The organism is Flavobacterium sp. UBA2787, from assembly GCA_002352205.1.
Taxonomy (GTDB): domain Bacteria; phylum Bacteroidota; class Bacteroidia; order Flavobacteriales; family Flavobacteriaceae; genus Flavobacterium.
Map to the genome: position 1 here is coordinate 97,847 of DEHZ01000016.1, position 16,497 is coordinate 114,343.

Annotated in this window: 15 protein-coding genes and 1 tRNA gene; all 16 read left to right on the forward strand. The window is 30.8% G+C overall.

The window, feature by feature from the left end; all coding sequences use genetic code 11:
* Positions 1-18 precede the first annotated feature (18 nt).
* The gene (tpx, locus tag B4N66_RS15665; protein ID WP_248434165.1) at positions 19-516 is read left to right on the forward strand and encodes a thiol peroxidase; all 498 of its coding nucleotides are present in this window, start codon (positions 19-21) and stop codon (positions 514-516) included.
* Positions 517-523: 7 nt separating this feature from the next.
* Positions 524-907, forward strand: a complete 384-nt coding sequence (locus B4N66_RS15670; RefSeq protein ID WP_248434166.1) for a diacylglycerol kinase family protein — start codon at positions 524-526, stop codon at positions 905-907.
* A gap of 45 nt (positions 908-952) precedes the next feature.
* Positions 953-3,403, forward strand: coding sequence for a DNA translocase FtsK (locus B4N66_RS15675; RefSeq protein ID WP_291096088.1), 2,451 nt, complete (start codon positions 953-955; stop codon positions 3,401-3,403).
* Between the two features lies 1 nt (position 3,404).
* Positions 3,405-4,046 carry a LolA family protein gene (locus tag B4N66_RS15680; RefSeq protein ID WP_291096089.1) on the forward strand — a complete coding sequence of 214 codons (642 nt, stop codon included), beginning with the start codon at positions 3,405-3,407 and terminating at the stop codon, positions 4,044-4,046.
* Positions 4,047-4,054: 8 nt separating this feature from the next.
* Entirely contained in the window at positions 4,055-5,515 is a 1,461-nt protein-coding gene (locus B4N66_RS15685; RefSeq protein ID WP_291096090.1) for an LptF/LptG family permease, read from the forward strand.
* A gap of 9 nt (positions 5,516-5,524) precedes the next feature.
* Positions 5,525-6,655: a 3,4-dihydroxy-2-butanone-4-phosphate synthase gene (ribB, locus tag B4N66_RS15690; RefSeq protein ID WP_414654165.1), complete on the forward strand. Its 1,131-nt coding sequence runs from the start codon at positions 5,525-5,527 to the stop codon at positions 6,653-6,655.
* 168 nt (positions 6,656-6,823) lie between these two features.
* A tRNA-Ser gene (locus B4N66_RS15695) sits at positions 6,824-6,908 on the forward strand.
* Positions 6,909-7,164: 256 nt separating this feature from the next.
* Positions 7,165-8,385 (forward strand): site-specific integrase, encoded by a 1,221-nt coding sequence (locus tag B4N66_RS15700; RefSeq protein WP_291096092.1) that lies wholly within the window; start codon positions 7,165-7,167, stop codon positions 8,383-8,385.
* 65 nt (positions 8,386-8,450) lie between these two features.
* Complete coding sequence (locus tag B4N66_RS15705; protein WP_291096093.1) at positions 8,451-9,398, forward strand: hypothetical protein; 948 nt, start codon at positions 8,451-8,453, stop codon at positions 9,396-9,398.
* 89 nt (positions 9,399-9,487) lie between these two features.
* The gene (locus B4N66_RS15710; protein ID WP_291096095.1) at positions 9,488-9,784 is read left to right on the forward strand and encodes a helix-turn-helix domain-containing protein; all 297 of its coding nucleotides are present in this window, start codon (positions 9,488-9,490) and stop codon (positions 9,782-9,784) included.
* The gene (locus B4N66_RS15715; RefSeq protein WP_291096097.1) at positions 9,781-10,146 is read left to right on the forward strand and encodes a hypothetical protein; all 366 of its coding nucleotides are present in this window, start codon (positions 9,781-9,783) and stop codon (positions 10,144-10,146) included. Before B4N66_RS15710 ends, B4N66_RS15715 begins: the two co-directional genes overlap by 4 nt.
* A 560-nt stretch (positions 10,147-10,706) precedes the next feature.
* Positions 10,707-11,144: a hypothetical protein gene (locus B4N66_RS15720; RefSeq protein WP_291096099.1), complete on the forward strand. Its 438-nt coding sequence runs from the start codon at positions 10,707-10,709 to the stop codon at positions 11,142-11,144.
* A 928-nt stretch (positions 11,145-12,072) separates the two neighbouring features.
* Positions 12,073-12,669 (forward strand): Crp/Fnr family transcriptional regulator, encoded by a 597-nt coding sequence (locus B4N66_RS15725; RefSeq protein WP_291096100.1) that lies wholly within the window; start codon positions 12,073-12,075, stop codon positions 12,667-12,669.
* Positions 12,669-13,883, forward strand: coding sequence for a hypothetical protein (locus B4N66_RS15730; RefSeq protein WP_291096102.1), 1,215 nt, complete (start codon positions 12,669-12,671; stop codon positions 13,881-13,883). Before B4N66_RS15725 ends, B4N66_RS15730 begins: the two co-directional genes overlap by 1 nt.
* Positions 13,884-13,968: 85 nt before the next feature.
* Positions 13,969-14,523, forward strand: coding sequence for a fasciclin domain-containing protein (locus B4N66_RS15735; RefSeq protein ID WP_291096104.1), 555 nt, complete (start codon positions 13,969-13,971; stop codon positions 14,521-14,523).
* Between the two features lie 171 nt (positions 14,524-14,694).
* Positions 14,695-16,497: a hypothetical protein gene (locus B4N66_RS15740; RefSeq protein WP_291096105.1), complete on the forward strand. Its 1,803-nt coding sequence runs from the start codon at positions 14,695-14,697 to the stop codon at positions 16,495-16,497.

A 16,497-nucleotide genomic window follows, 5' to 3' on the forward strand; every position in this document is an offset into this window, starting at 1 on the left:
CTTAAAAAATGTAAAAACATGGCAACAATAACTTTAGGAGGAAATCCTATTCATACCAATGGTGAATTACCAAAAGTTGGTTCAAAAGCACCTGACTTTCAATTAGTAAAAACAGATTTATCAGTCGCTTCATTAAGTGATTTTGCAGGAAGTAAATTAGTTCTAAATATTTTTCCAAGCGTTGATACCGGAGTTTGTGCAACTTCCGTTAGAACTTTTAACCAAAAAGCATCAACTTTAGAGAATACAAAAGTGCTTTGCATTTCTCGCGATTTGCCATTTGCTCAAAAACGTTTTTGCGGTGCAGAAGGAATTGAAAATGTTGAAAATTTATCCGATTTCAAAGAAGGAGATTTTGGAAAAAATTATGGTTTAACTATGACAGACGGACCATTGGCCGGGCTTCACTCAAGAGTAGTAATTGTAGTAGATGAAAACGGAGTGGTGACTCATTCTCAACAAGTTCCTGAAATTGCAGACGAGCCAAATTATGAAACGGCATTAGCTGCACTTTAAATAAATTATGGAATTTCAAAAAGACAATAGTTTTTTTATCGGACGTTTAAAAAGTATCGTTTACGCTTTTAAAGGTGCATATAAACTTTTGTCAACAGAGCACAGCGTAATGGTTCAGTTTTCTTTAGGAATTATTGTTACACTTGCCGGATTTTATTTTGATATTTCAAAAAGCGAATGGTTAATTCAAACCCTTTGCATCGGTTTGGTTTTATCTATTGAAGGATTGAATACTGCGGTTGAAAAAGTAGCTGATTTTGTTCATCCCAATTATCATGAAAAAATCGGATTTATCAAAGATATTGCAGCCGGTGCGGTATTTTTTGCAGCTTTAACGGCAATTGCTGTAGGAATGATAATTTATGTTCCTTACCTTGTCAAATTATATTGAAAATAATCTAAAAATAGTTACTTTTACAACAAATTAAGGGAGTTAATGGCTAAAACATCTTCGACAAATTCTGCCAAAAAAGAAGCAGAAGCAAAATCTGAAAATAAAAAAATATTCAAATTTTCTAAACAACATCGATTCTTGTTTGGCTGTTTTTTGGTGCTTTTTTCAGTAGCTTTGTTTCTGTCGATGGTTTCCTTTTTTATTCATTGGCAAGAAGACCAAAGTGCCGTTAGCAGCATAAGTAACCGTTCTGTTGATGTAAAAAATTGGTTGGGAAAAGTGGGTGCTTACTTAGCTGATTTGTTTCTGTATAGAGGTTTTGGAATAGCTTCCTTCCTACTCGTTCGTCTGTTTTTTATGTCGGGAATCTACATGATTCTGAGCCTACCTCTAAAAAAATTAAAGAATTTATGGTTTTGGGATTTATTTGCGATGGTAAATTTCTCCTTAATGTTTGGATTCTTTTCCAATTATATTCCTGAATTAGGCGGAATTGTCGGGTTTGAAATGAATTCCTATATTCAAGATTTCATGGGAAAACCAGGAACGCTTTTAGTCTTGGTTTTTAGTTTTCTAATTTATTTGATTTTTAAAGTAAATGTTTCGCCTGAAACGTTTCAAAAATTATTTGAAAGAAAGAAAAATGAAATTAAAGAAGATTTAGAAGAAGCCGCTGCTATCAATCCATTTGATCAACCTATTGAAACTAAAAAGGAAGAAGAATTAGAAGATGGTGTAATTTCAATAAAAAAACCGGCTTCATCCTTCGAAATAAATAAAGAAAATCTCAAACCAACTATTGAAAATGCTTCTGAAATTAATCTCGAACCAAAGATTAAAACATTAGAACCAAATCCTCTTCCAATTTCCAGAGAACCGGAAATCATAAAAACGGATGATGAACAGTTTGTAATAGAAAAAGCTCCTGAGGAAGAACAAATTGAAGAAAATTTAGCTGCTAAATTAGTGGCCGATTTTGGAGAATTTGATCCAACATTAGAATTATCAAAATACAAATTCCCAACATTAGATTTATTAAAAGACTATGGCTCAAGCGGAATTACAATTAATCAAGAAGAATTAGAAGAAAATAAAAACAGAATTTTAGAAACACTTCGTAACTATAAAATCGATATTGCTCAAATCAAAGCCACTGTTGGTCCGTCTGTTACTTTATATGAAATTGTTCCTGAAGCCGGTATTCGTATTTCAAAAATTAAAAGTTTAGAAGATGATATTGCTTTGTCTCTTTCTGCTTTAGGAATCAGAATTATTGCTCCAATTCCAGGAAAAGGAACAATTGGTATTGAAGTACCAAACAAAAATCCAACGATGGTTCCGATGAAATCTGTCATTGGTTCGTCTCGTTTTCAGGAAGCAGAAATGGAATTGCCATTAGCACTAGGTAAAACAATTTCCAACGAAACGTTTGTGGTTGATTTAGCTAAAATGCCTCACCTTTTGATGGCCGGTGCAACAGGACAAGGAAAATCGGTTGGATTAAATGCTGTTTTAACTTCTTTATTATACAAAAAACATCCGGCAGAAGTAAAATTTGTTTTGGTGGATCCTAAAAAAGTTGAACTTACGCTTTTTAATAAAATTGAACGTCATTATCTAGCTAAATTGCCAGACGATTCTGATGCAATTATCACAGATAACACAAAGGTTATCAACACTTTAAATTCGTTATGTATTGAAATGGATAACCGTTATACACTTTTAAAAGATGCAATGGTTCGAAATATCAAAGAGTACAATGATAAATTTAAAGCCCGAAAATTAAATCCCAACGAAGGTCATCGATTTTTGCCATACATTATTTTAGTAGTGGATGAGTTTGCCGATTTGATTATGACCGCCGGAAAAGAAGTTGAAACTCCTATCGCCCGTTTAGCTCAGTTAGCTCGTGCCATTGGGATTCATTTGATTATTGCTACACAACGACCATCGGTGAATGTAATTACAGGTTTAATTAAAGCTAACTTCCCTGCTCGAATAGCATTTAGAGTAACTTCTAAAATCGATTCGCGAACAATTTTAGATACACAAGGAGCTGATCAGTTAATTGGTCGTGGAGATATGCTTTATACAAATGGCAATGATTTGGTTCGTGTGCAATGTGCTTTTGTAGATACTCCGGAAGTTGAACGTATTACTGAATTCATTGGATCGCAAAAAGCGTATCCTAATGCTTATCTACTTCCTGAATATGTTGGAGAAGAGAATGGCACAATGCTTGATATAGATATATCCGAACGTGATTCAATGTTTAGGGATGCTGCCGAGGTGATTGTAACCGCACAACAAGGTTCTGCCTCATTATTGCAACGGAAATTAAAATTAGGCTACAACCGTGCTGGAAGATTGATAGATCAATTGGAAGCTGCCGGAATTGTAGGACCTTTTGAAGGAAGCAAAGCCCGATCGGTGAATATTCCTGACTTGAATTCGTTAAACGAATTTTTTAACAACGAACAAAATAATGCATAAAATGAAAAAATTTATCTGGATTTCAATTCTGTTTTTATCTGTATTTAGTGTACAAGCACAGGATAAAAAAGCAAAAGATTTATTGGATGAAGTAACTGCCAAAGTAAAAAGCTACGAAAACATTTCAATCGATTTTAAATACAGTCTTCAAAATACCAAAGAAAATATCAACCAAGACAGTAAAGGAAGTGTAATTTTAAAAGGAAATCTATACTACCTTAATTTTATGGGAACAACTAAAATTTTTGATGGTAAAAAAACCTATACCATTGTTCCTGAGGATGAAGAAGTGACAATTTCGAAAGTGGATGAAAAAGATGAAAATGCCATTACACCTTCCAAAATGTTGACATTCTTTAATCAAGGATATAAGTATTATTGGGATATTTCTCAAGATATTAAAGGAAGAAAAATTCAATACATCAAATTAGTTCCTATTAGTTCAAAAGACCAACGAAAAGAAATTCTTTTGGGGATTGATGTGCAAACTAAAAACATTTATAATTTGATTGAAGTTGGTAAAAAAGGAACTAAAACAACACTCACTGTTAATTCTTTCAAAACCAATCAGCCATTATCAAAAAATCAGTTTACCTTTGACGAGAGTAAATTCAAAAATTACTACATCAATAGAATAGACTAATTTTTAAGGTGAAAATTCTTGATCGCTATATCCTGACTTCATTTTTGAGCACATTTGCTACGGTATTTGTTATCCTCTTTTTTATATTTATACTTCAGGGAATATGGCTTTTTATAGCCGATTTGGCTGGAAAAGATTTGGATACTTTTTTAATTATCAAGTTTCTAACATTCTATTCTCCAAAGGTTGTACCATTAGTTTTACCGCTTTCAGTGCTTTTAGCATCCATCATGACTTTTGGTAATTTTGCCGAAAATTATGAATTCGCTGCCATGAAATCATCCGGAATTTCACTGAGACGTGCTATGCATTCTTTGGCAGTTTTTATTTTAGGATTAAGTTTTGTGGCATTTTTATTTGCAAATAATATCATTCCGCAAGCAGAATATAAATTCATTAATCTTCGCAAAAGCATCGTTCAACAGAAACCTTCCATGGCAATAGCAGAAGGACAGTTTAGTACAGTTGGAAGCTACACCATTAAAGTGGCAGACAAATACGGTGATAACGATAATCTTTTGACCGATGTAACCATTCATAAACTTTCCAATTTGGGTGTAGGCACAAATGTGGTTATCAAAGCAAAACGTGGGGAATTAGTTAGCACTGAAAATTCTAATTTTCTTCAATTAATTTTGTTTGATGGAAATTATTATGAAGATGTTCCGGTAAAAAATTATGCGGAAAAGAATAAAGTACCATTTGCAAAAAGTGCTTTTAAAAAGTATATTATCAATTTTGATTTGGCTCCATTACAAAAAACGGATATGGATGCAGATCAAATTGCCAATACTAATAATATGCTAAATATCAATGAATTAAGATACACACTTGATTCATTAGAAAATAATCATAAAAAAGACATCATTTCTTACACTGAAAATATGAAGCAACGTTATGTTTCATTTTATTCCGAACCTATAAAAAAAATTATTAAAGATACTATTGCAAAAGAAAAAGCTGCAAAAAAAGGTAATATAAAAGATCTAATCAGTTTACTCCAACCGCATCAAATAAATGGAGTTTATGATATTGCTAAAGCAAATGTTTCAAATGCAAAATTTTCAATCGAAGGTTCAAAATTTGAATTGGAAGGAAAAATAAAAAACATCAATAACCATTGGTTGGCATTATATGATAAATTTGTGATTGCTTATGCTTGCCTTCTTATGTTTTTTATTGGAGCCCCAATTGGTGCTATTATCCGAAAAGGTGGATTAGGTTTGCCAATTGTTTTTGCGATGATTGTTTTTATTGTTTACCATTTTATTAATGTGTTTGGTAAAAAATTAGCACAAGAAGACGCAATTGCACCTTTTTTTGGTGCTTGGATGTCATCAATTATACTTACACCGGTTGCCATTTTATTAACCTACAGAGCGACTAATGATATTGGTTTGGTTAATATGGATGTAATTTTGCAACCATTTCTTAAATTATTCAAAAAGCGTTCTACTGAACAAAAATAATAATAAATCATGTCTCAAAAAATACAACTTAATACTATTGAAGAAGCCATAGAAGACATCCGTCAAGGAAAAGTAATCATTGTGGTGGATGATGAAGATCGTGAAAACGAAGGCGATTTTTTGGCTGCAGCCGAAAAGGTTACACCCGAAATGATCAACTTTATGGCAATGTACGGTCGCGGACTCATTTGTGCTCCACTAACCGAAAGACGTTGTCAAGAATTAGAACTTCGCACAATGGTGAGTAACAACACCGATCACATGGAAACAGCTTTTACGGTTTCTGTTGATTTAAAAGGACATGGCGTTTCTACAGGAATTTCTGCAGCAGACAGAGCAAAAACCATTTTGGCTTTGGTTGACGAAAATACAAAACCATTTGATTTAGCAAGACCGGGACACATTTTCCCATTAATTGCTAAGCAAGGTGGTGTTCTTCGAAGAACAGGTCATACCGAAGCGGCTATCGATTTTGCAAGACTTGCCGGCTTCACTCCCGCTGGTGTTATTTGTGAAATTATGAACGAAGACGGTTCAATGTCACGCTTACCACAATTGGTTGAAGTTGCCAAAAAATTCGATTTAAAATTAGTTTCTATCGAAGATTTGGTGGCCTATCGCATGCAACATGACAGTCTGATTCAGAAAAAAGAAGATTTTGAAATCACTACTCGTTTTGGTTCTTTCCGATTGAGAGCTTATCTACAAACAACTAACAAACAAGTTCATTTGGCTTTAACGAAAGGAAGTTGGAATAATGGTGATGCCGTTTTAACCCGAATCAATTCGAAACAAGTGAATAATGATATTTTAGAAACGTTGACGAACAATTCTGATAAACGTTTAGAAGATATGTTCAATCGTATTAACGAAGAAGGTCGCGGTGCTATTATTTTTATTAATCAGGAAATTCCATCGATTGAATTACTCAACCGTATCAGCGAATTAAAAGTTTTGCAGGAAGAAGGTCAAATGAAAGCTCCACCAATTAGAATGGATGCTAAAGATTTTGGTATTGGAGCACAAATTCTTCACGATATTGATATTTCAAAAATCCGTTTACTGTCTAATTCTGAACAAACAAAAAGAGTAGGAATGATTGGCTATGGTTTGGAAATTATGGAATACGTAAAGTATTAGTCCACTATTTTAAAGAGTTTTCAACAAATCTTTCTGTCTAAATGATGGAAAATGAAACGGTTAGTTCATTCTTTTTAATTAGTATATATTTTTAGCAAAAAAAGGTTTGTTTAAACCAAAAATCGTTCTATATTTGCACTCGCAATCAGAAAATGGTTGTAGTTTATTGGAGAAATGGCAGAGTGGTCGATTGCGGCAGTCTTGAAAACTGTTGACTGTAACAGGTCCGGGGGTTCGAATCCCTCTTTCTCCGCGGAATGGATGTTTCAAAAGAAACATAAAAGTTCAAAACCCTTTAAACATCAGTGTTTAAAGGGTTTTTTAATTTTTAGTGTTTTTCTAAAAAGCACATAAAGTCGCAAAGTAAAGTGTACCTATGAGTGTACCTATTGATTTTGAAGATTTATAGGTACACTAAACTAGAAAGATTCGCTAAAGGTTCGCTTATTTTATAATGGGTTACCGATGTTTTAAGCAAAATTTGAAGTTTAATTTCTAATACTTAAAACATGATTAAAGTGATCTTTTTTTTGAAAACCACTAAAGTTAAATTAACTGGTGAATGCCCTATTTACTGCAAGCTCTCATTAGGCAGAGAAACAACTGTACTTAGTACTGGTAAAAATATTACCAAAGAACGATGGGATGTGACAAATAAGCTAAGGGTTTCACTACGAACCGAGAAAGAAAAAGTAGCAAAACAATCTTTAGAAGTTTTACAATTGAAAATTGAACGTACTTACAATGAATTTTTAAAATTCAATCCTGAAGTACGATTAGAAGAAATCAAAAATGCTATTAATGGAAACATATCTTCCAATGATAATATCATTTATCTTCTTCCAATTTTTGATAAGCATAATAAAGATTTTAAAAAGCGTGTTGAAAAGAACGAACGCACTCCTGCTTCTTTGCAAAAGTACAATCGATCTAAAGATTTGGTGAAATCCTTTCTAAAGAGCAAATATGGCCTAGAGGATATTGACATCGAAAAAGTTAACAATGCATTTATTTATAATTTGGAATCATTTCTGAAGTATGAAAGCGTATATAAAGGAAAAGTGGGTATTGACAATAATTCAGTAGTAAAGTATTTCAAAAATTTTAAGACGATTTGTAATTATGGCATCAAACTAGAGCTAATCCAAAAAAATCCTTTTGAAAAATATGATGGGAAAATAAAGACCAAAGAGGCAATATTTCTAACTCAAAAGGAATTAAATTCTATTGAAAACATTAAACTATCAGTAGAACGATTAGACCGCGTAAGAGATATTTTTCTGTTTAGTTGTTATACGGGTTATGCCCCTGTTGATGCGTGTAAGTTAACTCGCGACAATATTATAAAAGATGGTTATGACAATCTTTGGATAAAGACTCAAAGAGCCAAGACAAGCATCAAAGCAAATGTTCCTGTACTACCATCCTGCAAAAAGATTATAGATAAATATGATGGAAAACAGCCAACATTATTACCTAAATTATCCAATCAAAAAATGAATTCCTACCTAAAGGAATTGGCTGATTTATGCGGTATCAATAAATATTTAACATGGTATGTTTCTAGGCACACTTTTGCAACTACCGTAACTTTAGGTAATGGGGTAAAGATTGAAAATGTTTCCTCAATGATGGGACATTCCAACATCAAACAAACCCAACATTACGCAAAAGTTCTTGACTTCAATATTATGGAAGATATGAGCAAACTGATGGAAAAATACAAATAGATAATAATTATTATTATAAATAATATTTTTTATTACATTTAATATTAATTGTAATTAAAAATAGTATGCCTTTACCACACGAAATTGAATATCAGCTAATTACTTTTTTAAAGCCTAAAATTGTTTTTAATACTATTTATTCGCAGTTTAGTTTTAATAATAACTGGCTTATAGATTTAGATGAAAACTATTTTAAAAATGAAGCTCAAGATATTCTAAGCAAAGTAAATGCCCATCTTGTAGTGGGTAATGATAATTATAAATTTCTTGACTATTTAGCTAAATCAATTAATCGGAAATTAAGTACTATCGAAGAAGACAAAATCCTTGACATCAATTTTATTAGCGAATACGTAGAAACAATTAAACATGTTTCAAACGATAATATTTTAGCTCCAAAGGCTGAAAAATATTCAGTTGAACTTCTTTTAGATGGCGATCTAACTCTCGATGAAGAGATAAATTATTACTCAAATATTCGGGAGTACGCACCTGTTTTTAAGATGTATATAAATCCACTTGATATAGAGTATGTAAAATTACATTATGTTATAACTATTTACCATAGTTACCTTCTGAAATTGTTTCAGTATATTGATATTATAAAAGTGAATATTCATGCTATTAAGCCCTCCCTTTTTGATTTTTCTGTAATCCTGGCAAAACATGGCTTTTCAGAAGTGGTACCGGATTATAACGTAAAAGAAACGTGCCATATAAATTTAAGTAAAAAAGATGCTGGAGTTTTATTTTTAATTTTGATGGAAGAAGGGATTTTTAAATTTAATTCACATAACAAAACAAAAAATAAAGTTGCAATGGAAAAGTTCATTGAAAATAACTTTAGCTATACTGGCGATGGAAATACAAGACGTGTAATTAAAAATATGAAACAGGTATTTAGTGAATTGGTTTCACCTAAGATGAAAGCTCAGTTGCCTTTAATAGATGAATTAATTTCAATACTTCAACAACGAAAAAATAAAATTGAAAATAGCAAAACAGAATATTGATTAGAAAAGATTCGCTAAAAGTTCGCTTAAATTACCTTTCTCGATTGGCAATTTGTTTCAATTTTACTGCTCATTTTAACATTTAAATTATGAGCAGTCAAGAAGAAATCATGCTTCCAACCCTCGGAAGCATTAGAAAACTTTTAGAACCAATATATTCACGTCTTGAAAATATTGAGTCGTCTATTAAAAATCACACAGCGAAAGCTGAAAAGAAAAAATTCTACCGAAATCAGGATTTAAAATCCATTTTCGGACTATCCAATAATACCATCATCAAGTACCGTGAAACAGGAATCTTGCCGTATACAAAAATAGGAGATATCTATTTGTATGAAATCGAAAGCCTGGAGGCAATATTAATTCAAAATAAGGTAGAATTATGAAAAAAGATATCCGAAAAGATTTGCTTACTGGCGAAGAGTTTGTCCCAAAAAAATCTTCTCAGCGTTTTGCAACTCCTCAAAACAGAATTAAATATAATAATGAAAAAGCAAGTCAAATGAGGCTTCAAAGAGCTTTTATAGACAAGCCATTGCACCACAATCGAACCATACTTCTTGATTTGCTAGGAACTAAAAAAGAATTAATTATTCATCAAGAATTCCTGCGTGGTAGAGGATACGATTTTCATTTAACAACTCATTCTGATATGTGGGAAGGTAAAATGGTTCATTGTCTATATGAATTCATGATTATTAAAATAAATAATGAACAAATTAAACTTTTAAAAAATGATCGATATTAGAAACATTGAAATGGTCACACCCGACCTTGAAAGACAGACTTTGATTGAGAATAATTATAAACTTAAAAACTTAAGTATTTTGCTTATTTCTTTATTAGTAGTTGCAGTTACTATTTATTCCTATAATTATATAAATCAGTCAGAAAATAAAGAAAAGTAAATATTTTTTTAATTTCAATTCCGTATTAATATGCATTGAAATGAACTAATTTGAATTACTAAGATTGACATTCTTTATGTATTCATTTGAATTAATATTAAATTCAATTTAATATGTTTAAAATTAATCAAATAGTTTGAAATCTGGTGTATAATAATTACGAAAATTAATTAATTAAATAACTAATTAAGTATTTATCACTTTTATAATAAATGGGTTAATATATTTATATATAAATACTATTAATTCAGCGAGAATTATCATTATATTTTTTTCTATGAAAAGTAAATAATTAAAATGTTCCTCTTTTTTTAAATATAAAAAAAATGAATTGAAATTTATTTATTTCATTTTGTAAATTTGGTGGAAGAACCTCTTAAATAATAGTGCAATGATAAGTATGAAAAAAGACACTTTGTATCAAATTTTATTGTTACAAATGCAATTAATAGAAAATAGTAAGCAAGAAATGTATTATATCAGAAAGCATGGTTATGTAGAAGAGGCAAAAAGGTTCAACATTAAAGCTCGAGAATTAGATAAAAAATTAGATGCTTTTGAAAATGATTTAAGAATAAGGTATGCTAGTCTAGAGCTAAATTCTAAAAACTTAGATGAATTACAATATTTATCTAATATGCTACTTTTGTTTAAAGATTTTGATGAAACTTTTTTGTTCAGTGTTCAAGATAAAATAAATGAATTATTACCATTGAAAGATCAAGCATTAAAAGACTGGGATTTTAAAAAAGCAGGTGAAATATCCGAAGAAATTTATCAATTGGAAAAGTATTATAAACATTATAAAATATATTTAAAAAGATATAAGGGATTATAATTGTTGGGATATACACAGAGAAAACTATTTTTTTTATATAAGCTTAAAATTTAAGAAATTTTTATAAACCAACAAATTATGTTATTGTATATATCTTTCTAAAGTCTTATAATACCTTTGAAAGATAACTAAGATCAAAAAATATGAACCTTAATAGCACATAATGATGCAAATTGATTTAGATTTACTTTTCACCTGGGGAGCTATTGTTAAGAAATATAAAAAAAATGATGTTGTTTTTTATGAAGATAAGTGGGCTCTATTATATTATCAAATCTTAAAAGGCTCAACATAAATGTATAATTTAAGCTGTCAACGTAAAGATTTTACTCAATAATTTTTCAATAAAAGTAATAGTTTTGGGTAGCCTTCACTATTTATTAATGAATTATACCCCAACTACTGCCATTGTCACTATGGATAGTGTGATTATATAACTTTCTAAAGAAAAATTGATGATTATACTTGAAGATTATCCCGTAGTAAAACTATCATTTCATGAATTATTGGCTCAACGTACTTTTAACAAAACTGCGGCCATAAATCAAATTAAAAGTCAAAAATATGAACACCTAATTAAGTTTTTTTTGGAAAATTACAAAAAACAAAACTAGCTTTATTGTTCAGAAAAATTTCTTATCCTGAATACCCGAAAAGAAATAGCCAATTCGACCAATCTTTGTGTAGAAACAGTAATTCGTCCACTTTCCAAAGTTAATAAACTCCAAAAAGTAGACCTTGTTAAACTAAAATATATTTAAAGAGAAATCACTTATAAAAAAATGATTAAAAGTCTTTTAGAGAACTTTTTAAATTTGATTATAAGTGTTTTCTATTCTATAAAATACAATATTTCCTTGTTTTATGACATTTATCATTATTATTCGTCTTTCAATTAAAGATATTTGTATCTTTAATTAAAATTGCGATGCAAATTGACATAAATTTACTTTTTACTTGGGGTGCTATCGCCAAAAAATATAAAAAAAACGATGTCATTTTTTATGAAGATGATATGGCTTTGTTTTATTATCAAATTATGGAAGGTTCCGTTCGTATGTATAATTCGAATGATGAAGGTAAAGAATTTACGCAAGGTGTTTTTTGTGAAGGAAATAGTTTTGGTGAACCACCGTTGTTTATAAATGAAGTATATCCAACAACTGCCATAGCATCCCAAGACAGTATTATCATCAAACTTTCAAAAGAAAAATTAATGAAAATATTAGAAGATTATCCTTCAGTGAAGTTATCTTTTTTGGAACTAATGGCGAAACGAATTTATGATAAAACTGTTTCAAGTAAACAAATTATCAATCAAAAACCGGAACATCGCATAAAATCATTTTTAGAGAATTATAAAAAACAAAACCAACTTTGTTGTTCAGAAAAACAACTTATTCCGTATACTAGACAAGAGATTGCCGATTTTACAGGTTTACGGGTTGAAACTGTAATTCGCACACTTTCTGAAATGAATAAAACAAAAAAAGTAAATATTGACAAGCACAAACTATATTTTTAATGAAAAAGATAAGCCTAACCTATTGGATAAAAATTTCACTTTTCAGTTTATTTATTGTCGCTCTTTTAGGAACTCTAATGCGTTATAAAATAGCTTTTGAATTACCATTTTTAGCTCAAAAAAACATTCAGCACGCTCATTCTCATTTTGCATTTTCTGGTTGGGTTACACAATTGTTGATGGTTTTAATGGTAAGGTATTTGTCTCAATATACTTCAGAATCAAAAATTTCAAAATACAACATTCTTTTTTGGGTGAATATAATTGGAGCATATGTTATGCTAATTAGTTTTATAATTCAAGGTTATGGCTTTGTTTCTATCTTATTTTCTACCATCAGTATTTTTGTATTTGTTTGGTTTGCCGTTTGGTTTTATAAAGATTCTAAAGAAATTCCCACCCATTCTTTAAGTAAAAAATGGTTTTTAGCTTCCTTGTTTTTTGGTATAATTTCATCAATTGGTACTTTTGCTTTGGCCTATATGATGGCGACCAAAAATGTGCCGCAGGATTTTTATTTATCTTCGATTTATTTCTATTTGCATTTTCAATATAACGGTTGGTTTTGGTTTGCTTGCACAGGATTATTCATGAGTTTATTACAAACCAATCATTTAATTGCCAGAGAAAATGCTATTATTTTCAAACTTTTTGCGTTGAGTTGCCTGCCCGCCTATTTATTATCTGTCTTGTGGTTAAAATTACCCGCTTGGGTTTATAGTTTAGCAGTAATTTCAGCAATTATTCAAGTTATAGCATGGTTTAAATTAGTAAAATTATCATTTTCAATTTTCAAGATAAATCCACGCATATCAGTTTTTTTAAAGGTTTTATTTAAAGGAATTGCTTTTTGTGTAACACTCAAATTACTTTTGCAATTTGGATCTGTTTTTCCTGTATTAAGCAAGCTGGCTTTTGGATTTCGACCTATCGTTATTGCTTATCTTCATTTAGTTTTATTAGCCATTATTTCCGGTTTTTTACTCACTTATTTATACACAAACGAATTAATTTATCGTTCCACCAAAACAATGTTTTTCTTGGTAATTTTTATCATTGGTTTATTTTTAAATGAATTTTTATTAGCCCTTCAGGGAATATTTTCATTTGAATATGTATTGATTCCATATGCCAATGAATTGCTTTTTGTTTCGGCAATTGTTTTGTTAACCGGTATCTCAGGAATCGTGTTTTTTAATCAAAAAAAAATCTAAAAAAGTACGTTCTTATGATTTCACTCATAAAATAGATTTGTTAAAACCATGAACTTTGATTCAGAAATTTTAAAGAACTCTAATTATGAAAAAAACAATTCAACTTCTCGTTTTAGCCGGTTCTATACTGGTGTTAAGTTGTAAGCAAAACAATGAAACTCCTCCAACTGCTACTCCAGAAAATGGTGTAGATTTAAGTGTAGGTCAATCCGGTGTTCAAGATGATGTTTCTAATCCAAATATTGTGCAAGTTGCTGTGGGAAGTAAAGATCATTCTACATTAGTAGCTGCTGTTCAAGCCGCAGGATTAGTTGATGCTCTGAGCAACGCAGGTCCATTTACCGTATTTGCCCCAACTAATGCTGCTTTTGATAAACTTCCGACAGGAACTGTAGATGGTTTATTAAAACCTGAAAAAAAGGGAGATTTAGAAAACATATTAGGGTATCACACCTATGTTGGCGTTTTAAAGGCCGAATACATGCAAAACGATCAAGAATTTGACATGGTTTATGGTGGAAAAGTTAAAATTACTAAACAAGGTGATAAAACGTTTGTAAATGGTTCTGAAATTGTTGCCAGTATTCCAACATCAAATGGAATTATTCATGTTATTGGTGATGTTTTATTGCCTAAATAATTTTTTTTCTATTTTAATTATTAATTCGTAAAAAGCGTGAATGGTCGTATTCACGCTTTTTTTTGTAATGGTAATTATAGTTATGTTAAAAATGAATGAACATGATTAAAATCATATTCTACTCTTTATACAAAAAGCATCTTTGTGACTTTATACTAAAAACATTATTTAATGACAACGCATTCTCCAACACATACCTTCCACATTCCAGTCATGGGATTAGCCTTTACAATTGACAGTCCAATTCGTGTGGCTCAATACGGAATTGATTCTGTTATTTCTATAGCAGATGACGAACTAATTGAAAAAATGAACGCTTTTTACGCTAAAAAATTTCAAATTCCTTATCAAGAGATTTCAAAAAAAATGCATGATTATCGTGCCATAAGAATCACATCCTACTTAAATTTAGTGGATACAGTTGTAAAAGAAAAATTTGAACAATACAAATTAGAATTAGCCAACAGTAAAAACAGTTTGGAACATTTTATTGCTATGTTACCAACTAAATCGGAATTAAAAATCAAATTAGATACATTTTTATCCGAAGGAATTTCTTGTCCAACACAGCTCAAAAACTTTTTAGAAAAAAATTTGTTTCCAGGCAGTATTGATGTAAACATCATGACCAAATTAGACAAAGATAATTTTGATAAAAAGGAACAATTGCCCGTTGAATTTAATGATGCTCATGCCGCTTTAAGAGGATTTGCGAACAGCACTGTAACTTCTTCACTTGTACTTTCTGCCGGAATGAATCCGAGATTGTTCAGTTATATGGAACAGTTTGATGTTTTCTTTCCTTCGTTGGAAGGAAAATTGAACAAGAAAATTATTTTGAAAGTAAGTGATTACCGTTCTGCTTTGATTCAGGGTAATTTATTGGCAAAAAAAGGAATTTGGGTATCCGAATATAGAATAGAATCCGGGCTGAATTGCGGCGGTCATGCCTTTGCAACCGATGGATTTTTGTTAGGTCCGATTTTGGAAGAGTTCAAACAAAAAAAATCAGAATTAATTCAATCAACTACCGATTTGCTCAACAAAGCTCTCTTAGCCAAAGAAAAAGTAGTTCCGGAACAACCTCTACCCTTAAAAATTACAGTTCAAGGTGGAGTTGGAACAGCAGTAGAACATCAATTTTTGCTGGATTATTATCAAGTAGATTCAGTAGGTTGGGGTTCACCATTTTTATTAGTTCCGGAAGCCACCTCGGTAGATCAGGAAACGCGTGATTTATTAGCAAATGCGAAAGAGTCTGATTTCTATTTAAGTAATATTTCACCTTTAGGTGTGCCATTCAATACGGTGAGAGGAACAACAAACGACTTTTTTAAAACACAACGAATCATCGCAGAAAAAGCCGGAAGTTCATGTCCTAAAAAGTTTTTGGCTTTGAGTAAAGAATATGATCCTACCGGAAGTTGCACCGCTTCTAAAAAATACCAGGATATCAAATTAGATGAATTGAATGATCGTAAAAATGAAATTTCTGTAGAACAATTTCAAAAAGAATTCAACCAAATTACTGAAAAATCGTGTCTTTGTGTTGGTTTGGCCAATGCCGGTTATTTAGATTTAGGAATACCAATTAAAGGTCAGTCGCAAGGCGTTGTGATTTGTCCGGGACCAAACTTAGCCTATTTTGACAAGGAAGTTTCTTTATTTCAAATGGTGCAACATATTTATGGAAAAACAAACGAACTAGTAGCTGCAAACCGACCACACTTTTTTATCAAAGAACTTTCTCTATATGTAAATTATTTTAAAAATGAAATCGATGTTTTAGAAGAAGCTTCTGCCCAACAACAAAAAAAAATGAATCAGTTTAAAATGAATTTACTAAATGGAATAACTTATTATAAAAATTTATTTGAAACCACGCTTTATTTTAGTGAATTTCAAAATAAAATTATTGAAGAATTAAACCACTTTGAATTGGAACTAGAAAATGAAAAAGAAGTAGTCCTTTAA

What these genes read in the sequence shown, in the direction of transcription:
- B4N66_RS15710 (WP_291096095.1), top strand. Translation starts at nt 9,488, where the DNA reads ATGAGCAGTCAAGAAGAAATCATGCTTCCAACCCTCGGAAGCATTAGA.
- B4N66_RS15735 (WP_291096104.1), top strand. Translation starts at nt 13,969, where the DNA reads ATGAAAAAAACAATTCAACTTCTCGTTTTAGCCGGTTCTATACTGGTG.
- B4N66_RS15705 (WP_291096093.1), top strand. Translation starts at nt 8,451, where the DNA reads ATGCCTTTACCACACGAAATTGAATATCAGCTAATTACTTTTTTAAAG.
- B4N66_RS15700 (WP_291096092.1), top strand. Translation starts at nt 7,165, where the DNA reads ATGATTAAAGTGATCTTTTTTTTGAAAACCACTAAAGTTAAATTAACT.
- B4N66_RS15730 (WP_291096102.1), top strand. Translation starts at nt 12,669, where the DNA reads ATGAAAAAGATAAGCCTAACCTATTGGATAAAAATTTCACTTTTCAGT.
- B4N66_RS15680 (WP_291096089.1), top strand. Translation starts at nt 3,405, where the DNA reads ATGAAAAAATTTATCTGGATTTCAATTCTGTTTTTATCTGTATTTAGT.
- B4N66_RS15675 (WP_291096088.1), top strand. Translation starts at nt 953, where the DNA reads ATGGCTAAAACATCTTCGACAAATTCTGCCAAAAAAGAAGCAGAAGCA.
- B4N66_RS15670 (WP_248434166.1), top strand. Translation starts at nt 524, where the DNA reads ATGGAATTTCAAAAAGACAATAGTTTTTTTATCGGACGTTTAAAAAGT.
- B4N66_RS15720 (WP_291096099.1), top strand. Translation starts at nt 10,707, where the DNA reads ATGAAAAAAGACACTTTGTATCAAATTTTATTGTTACAAATGCAATTA.
- ribB (WP_414654165.1), top strand. Translation starts at nt 5,525, where the DNA reads ATGTCTCAAAAAATACAACTTAATACTATTGAAGAAGCCATAGAAGAC.
- tpx (WP_248434165.1), top strand. Translation starts at nt 19, where the DNA reads ATGGCAACAATAACTTTAGGAGGAAATCCTATTCATACCAATGGTGAA.
- B4N66_RS15715 (WP_291096097.1), top strand. Translation starts at nt 9,781, where the DNA reads ATGAAAAAAGATATCCGAAAAGATTTGCTTACTGGCGAAGAGTTTGTC.
- B4N66_RS15725 (WP_291096100.1), top strand. Translation starts at nt 12,073, where the DNA reads ATGCAAATTGACATAAATTTACTTTTTACTTGGGGTGCTATCGCCAAA.
- B4N66_RS15740 (WP_291096105.1), top strand. Translation starts at nt 14,695, where the DNA reads ATGACAACGCATTCTCCAACACATACCTTCCACATTCCAGTCATGGGA.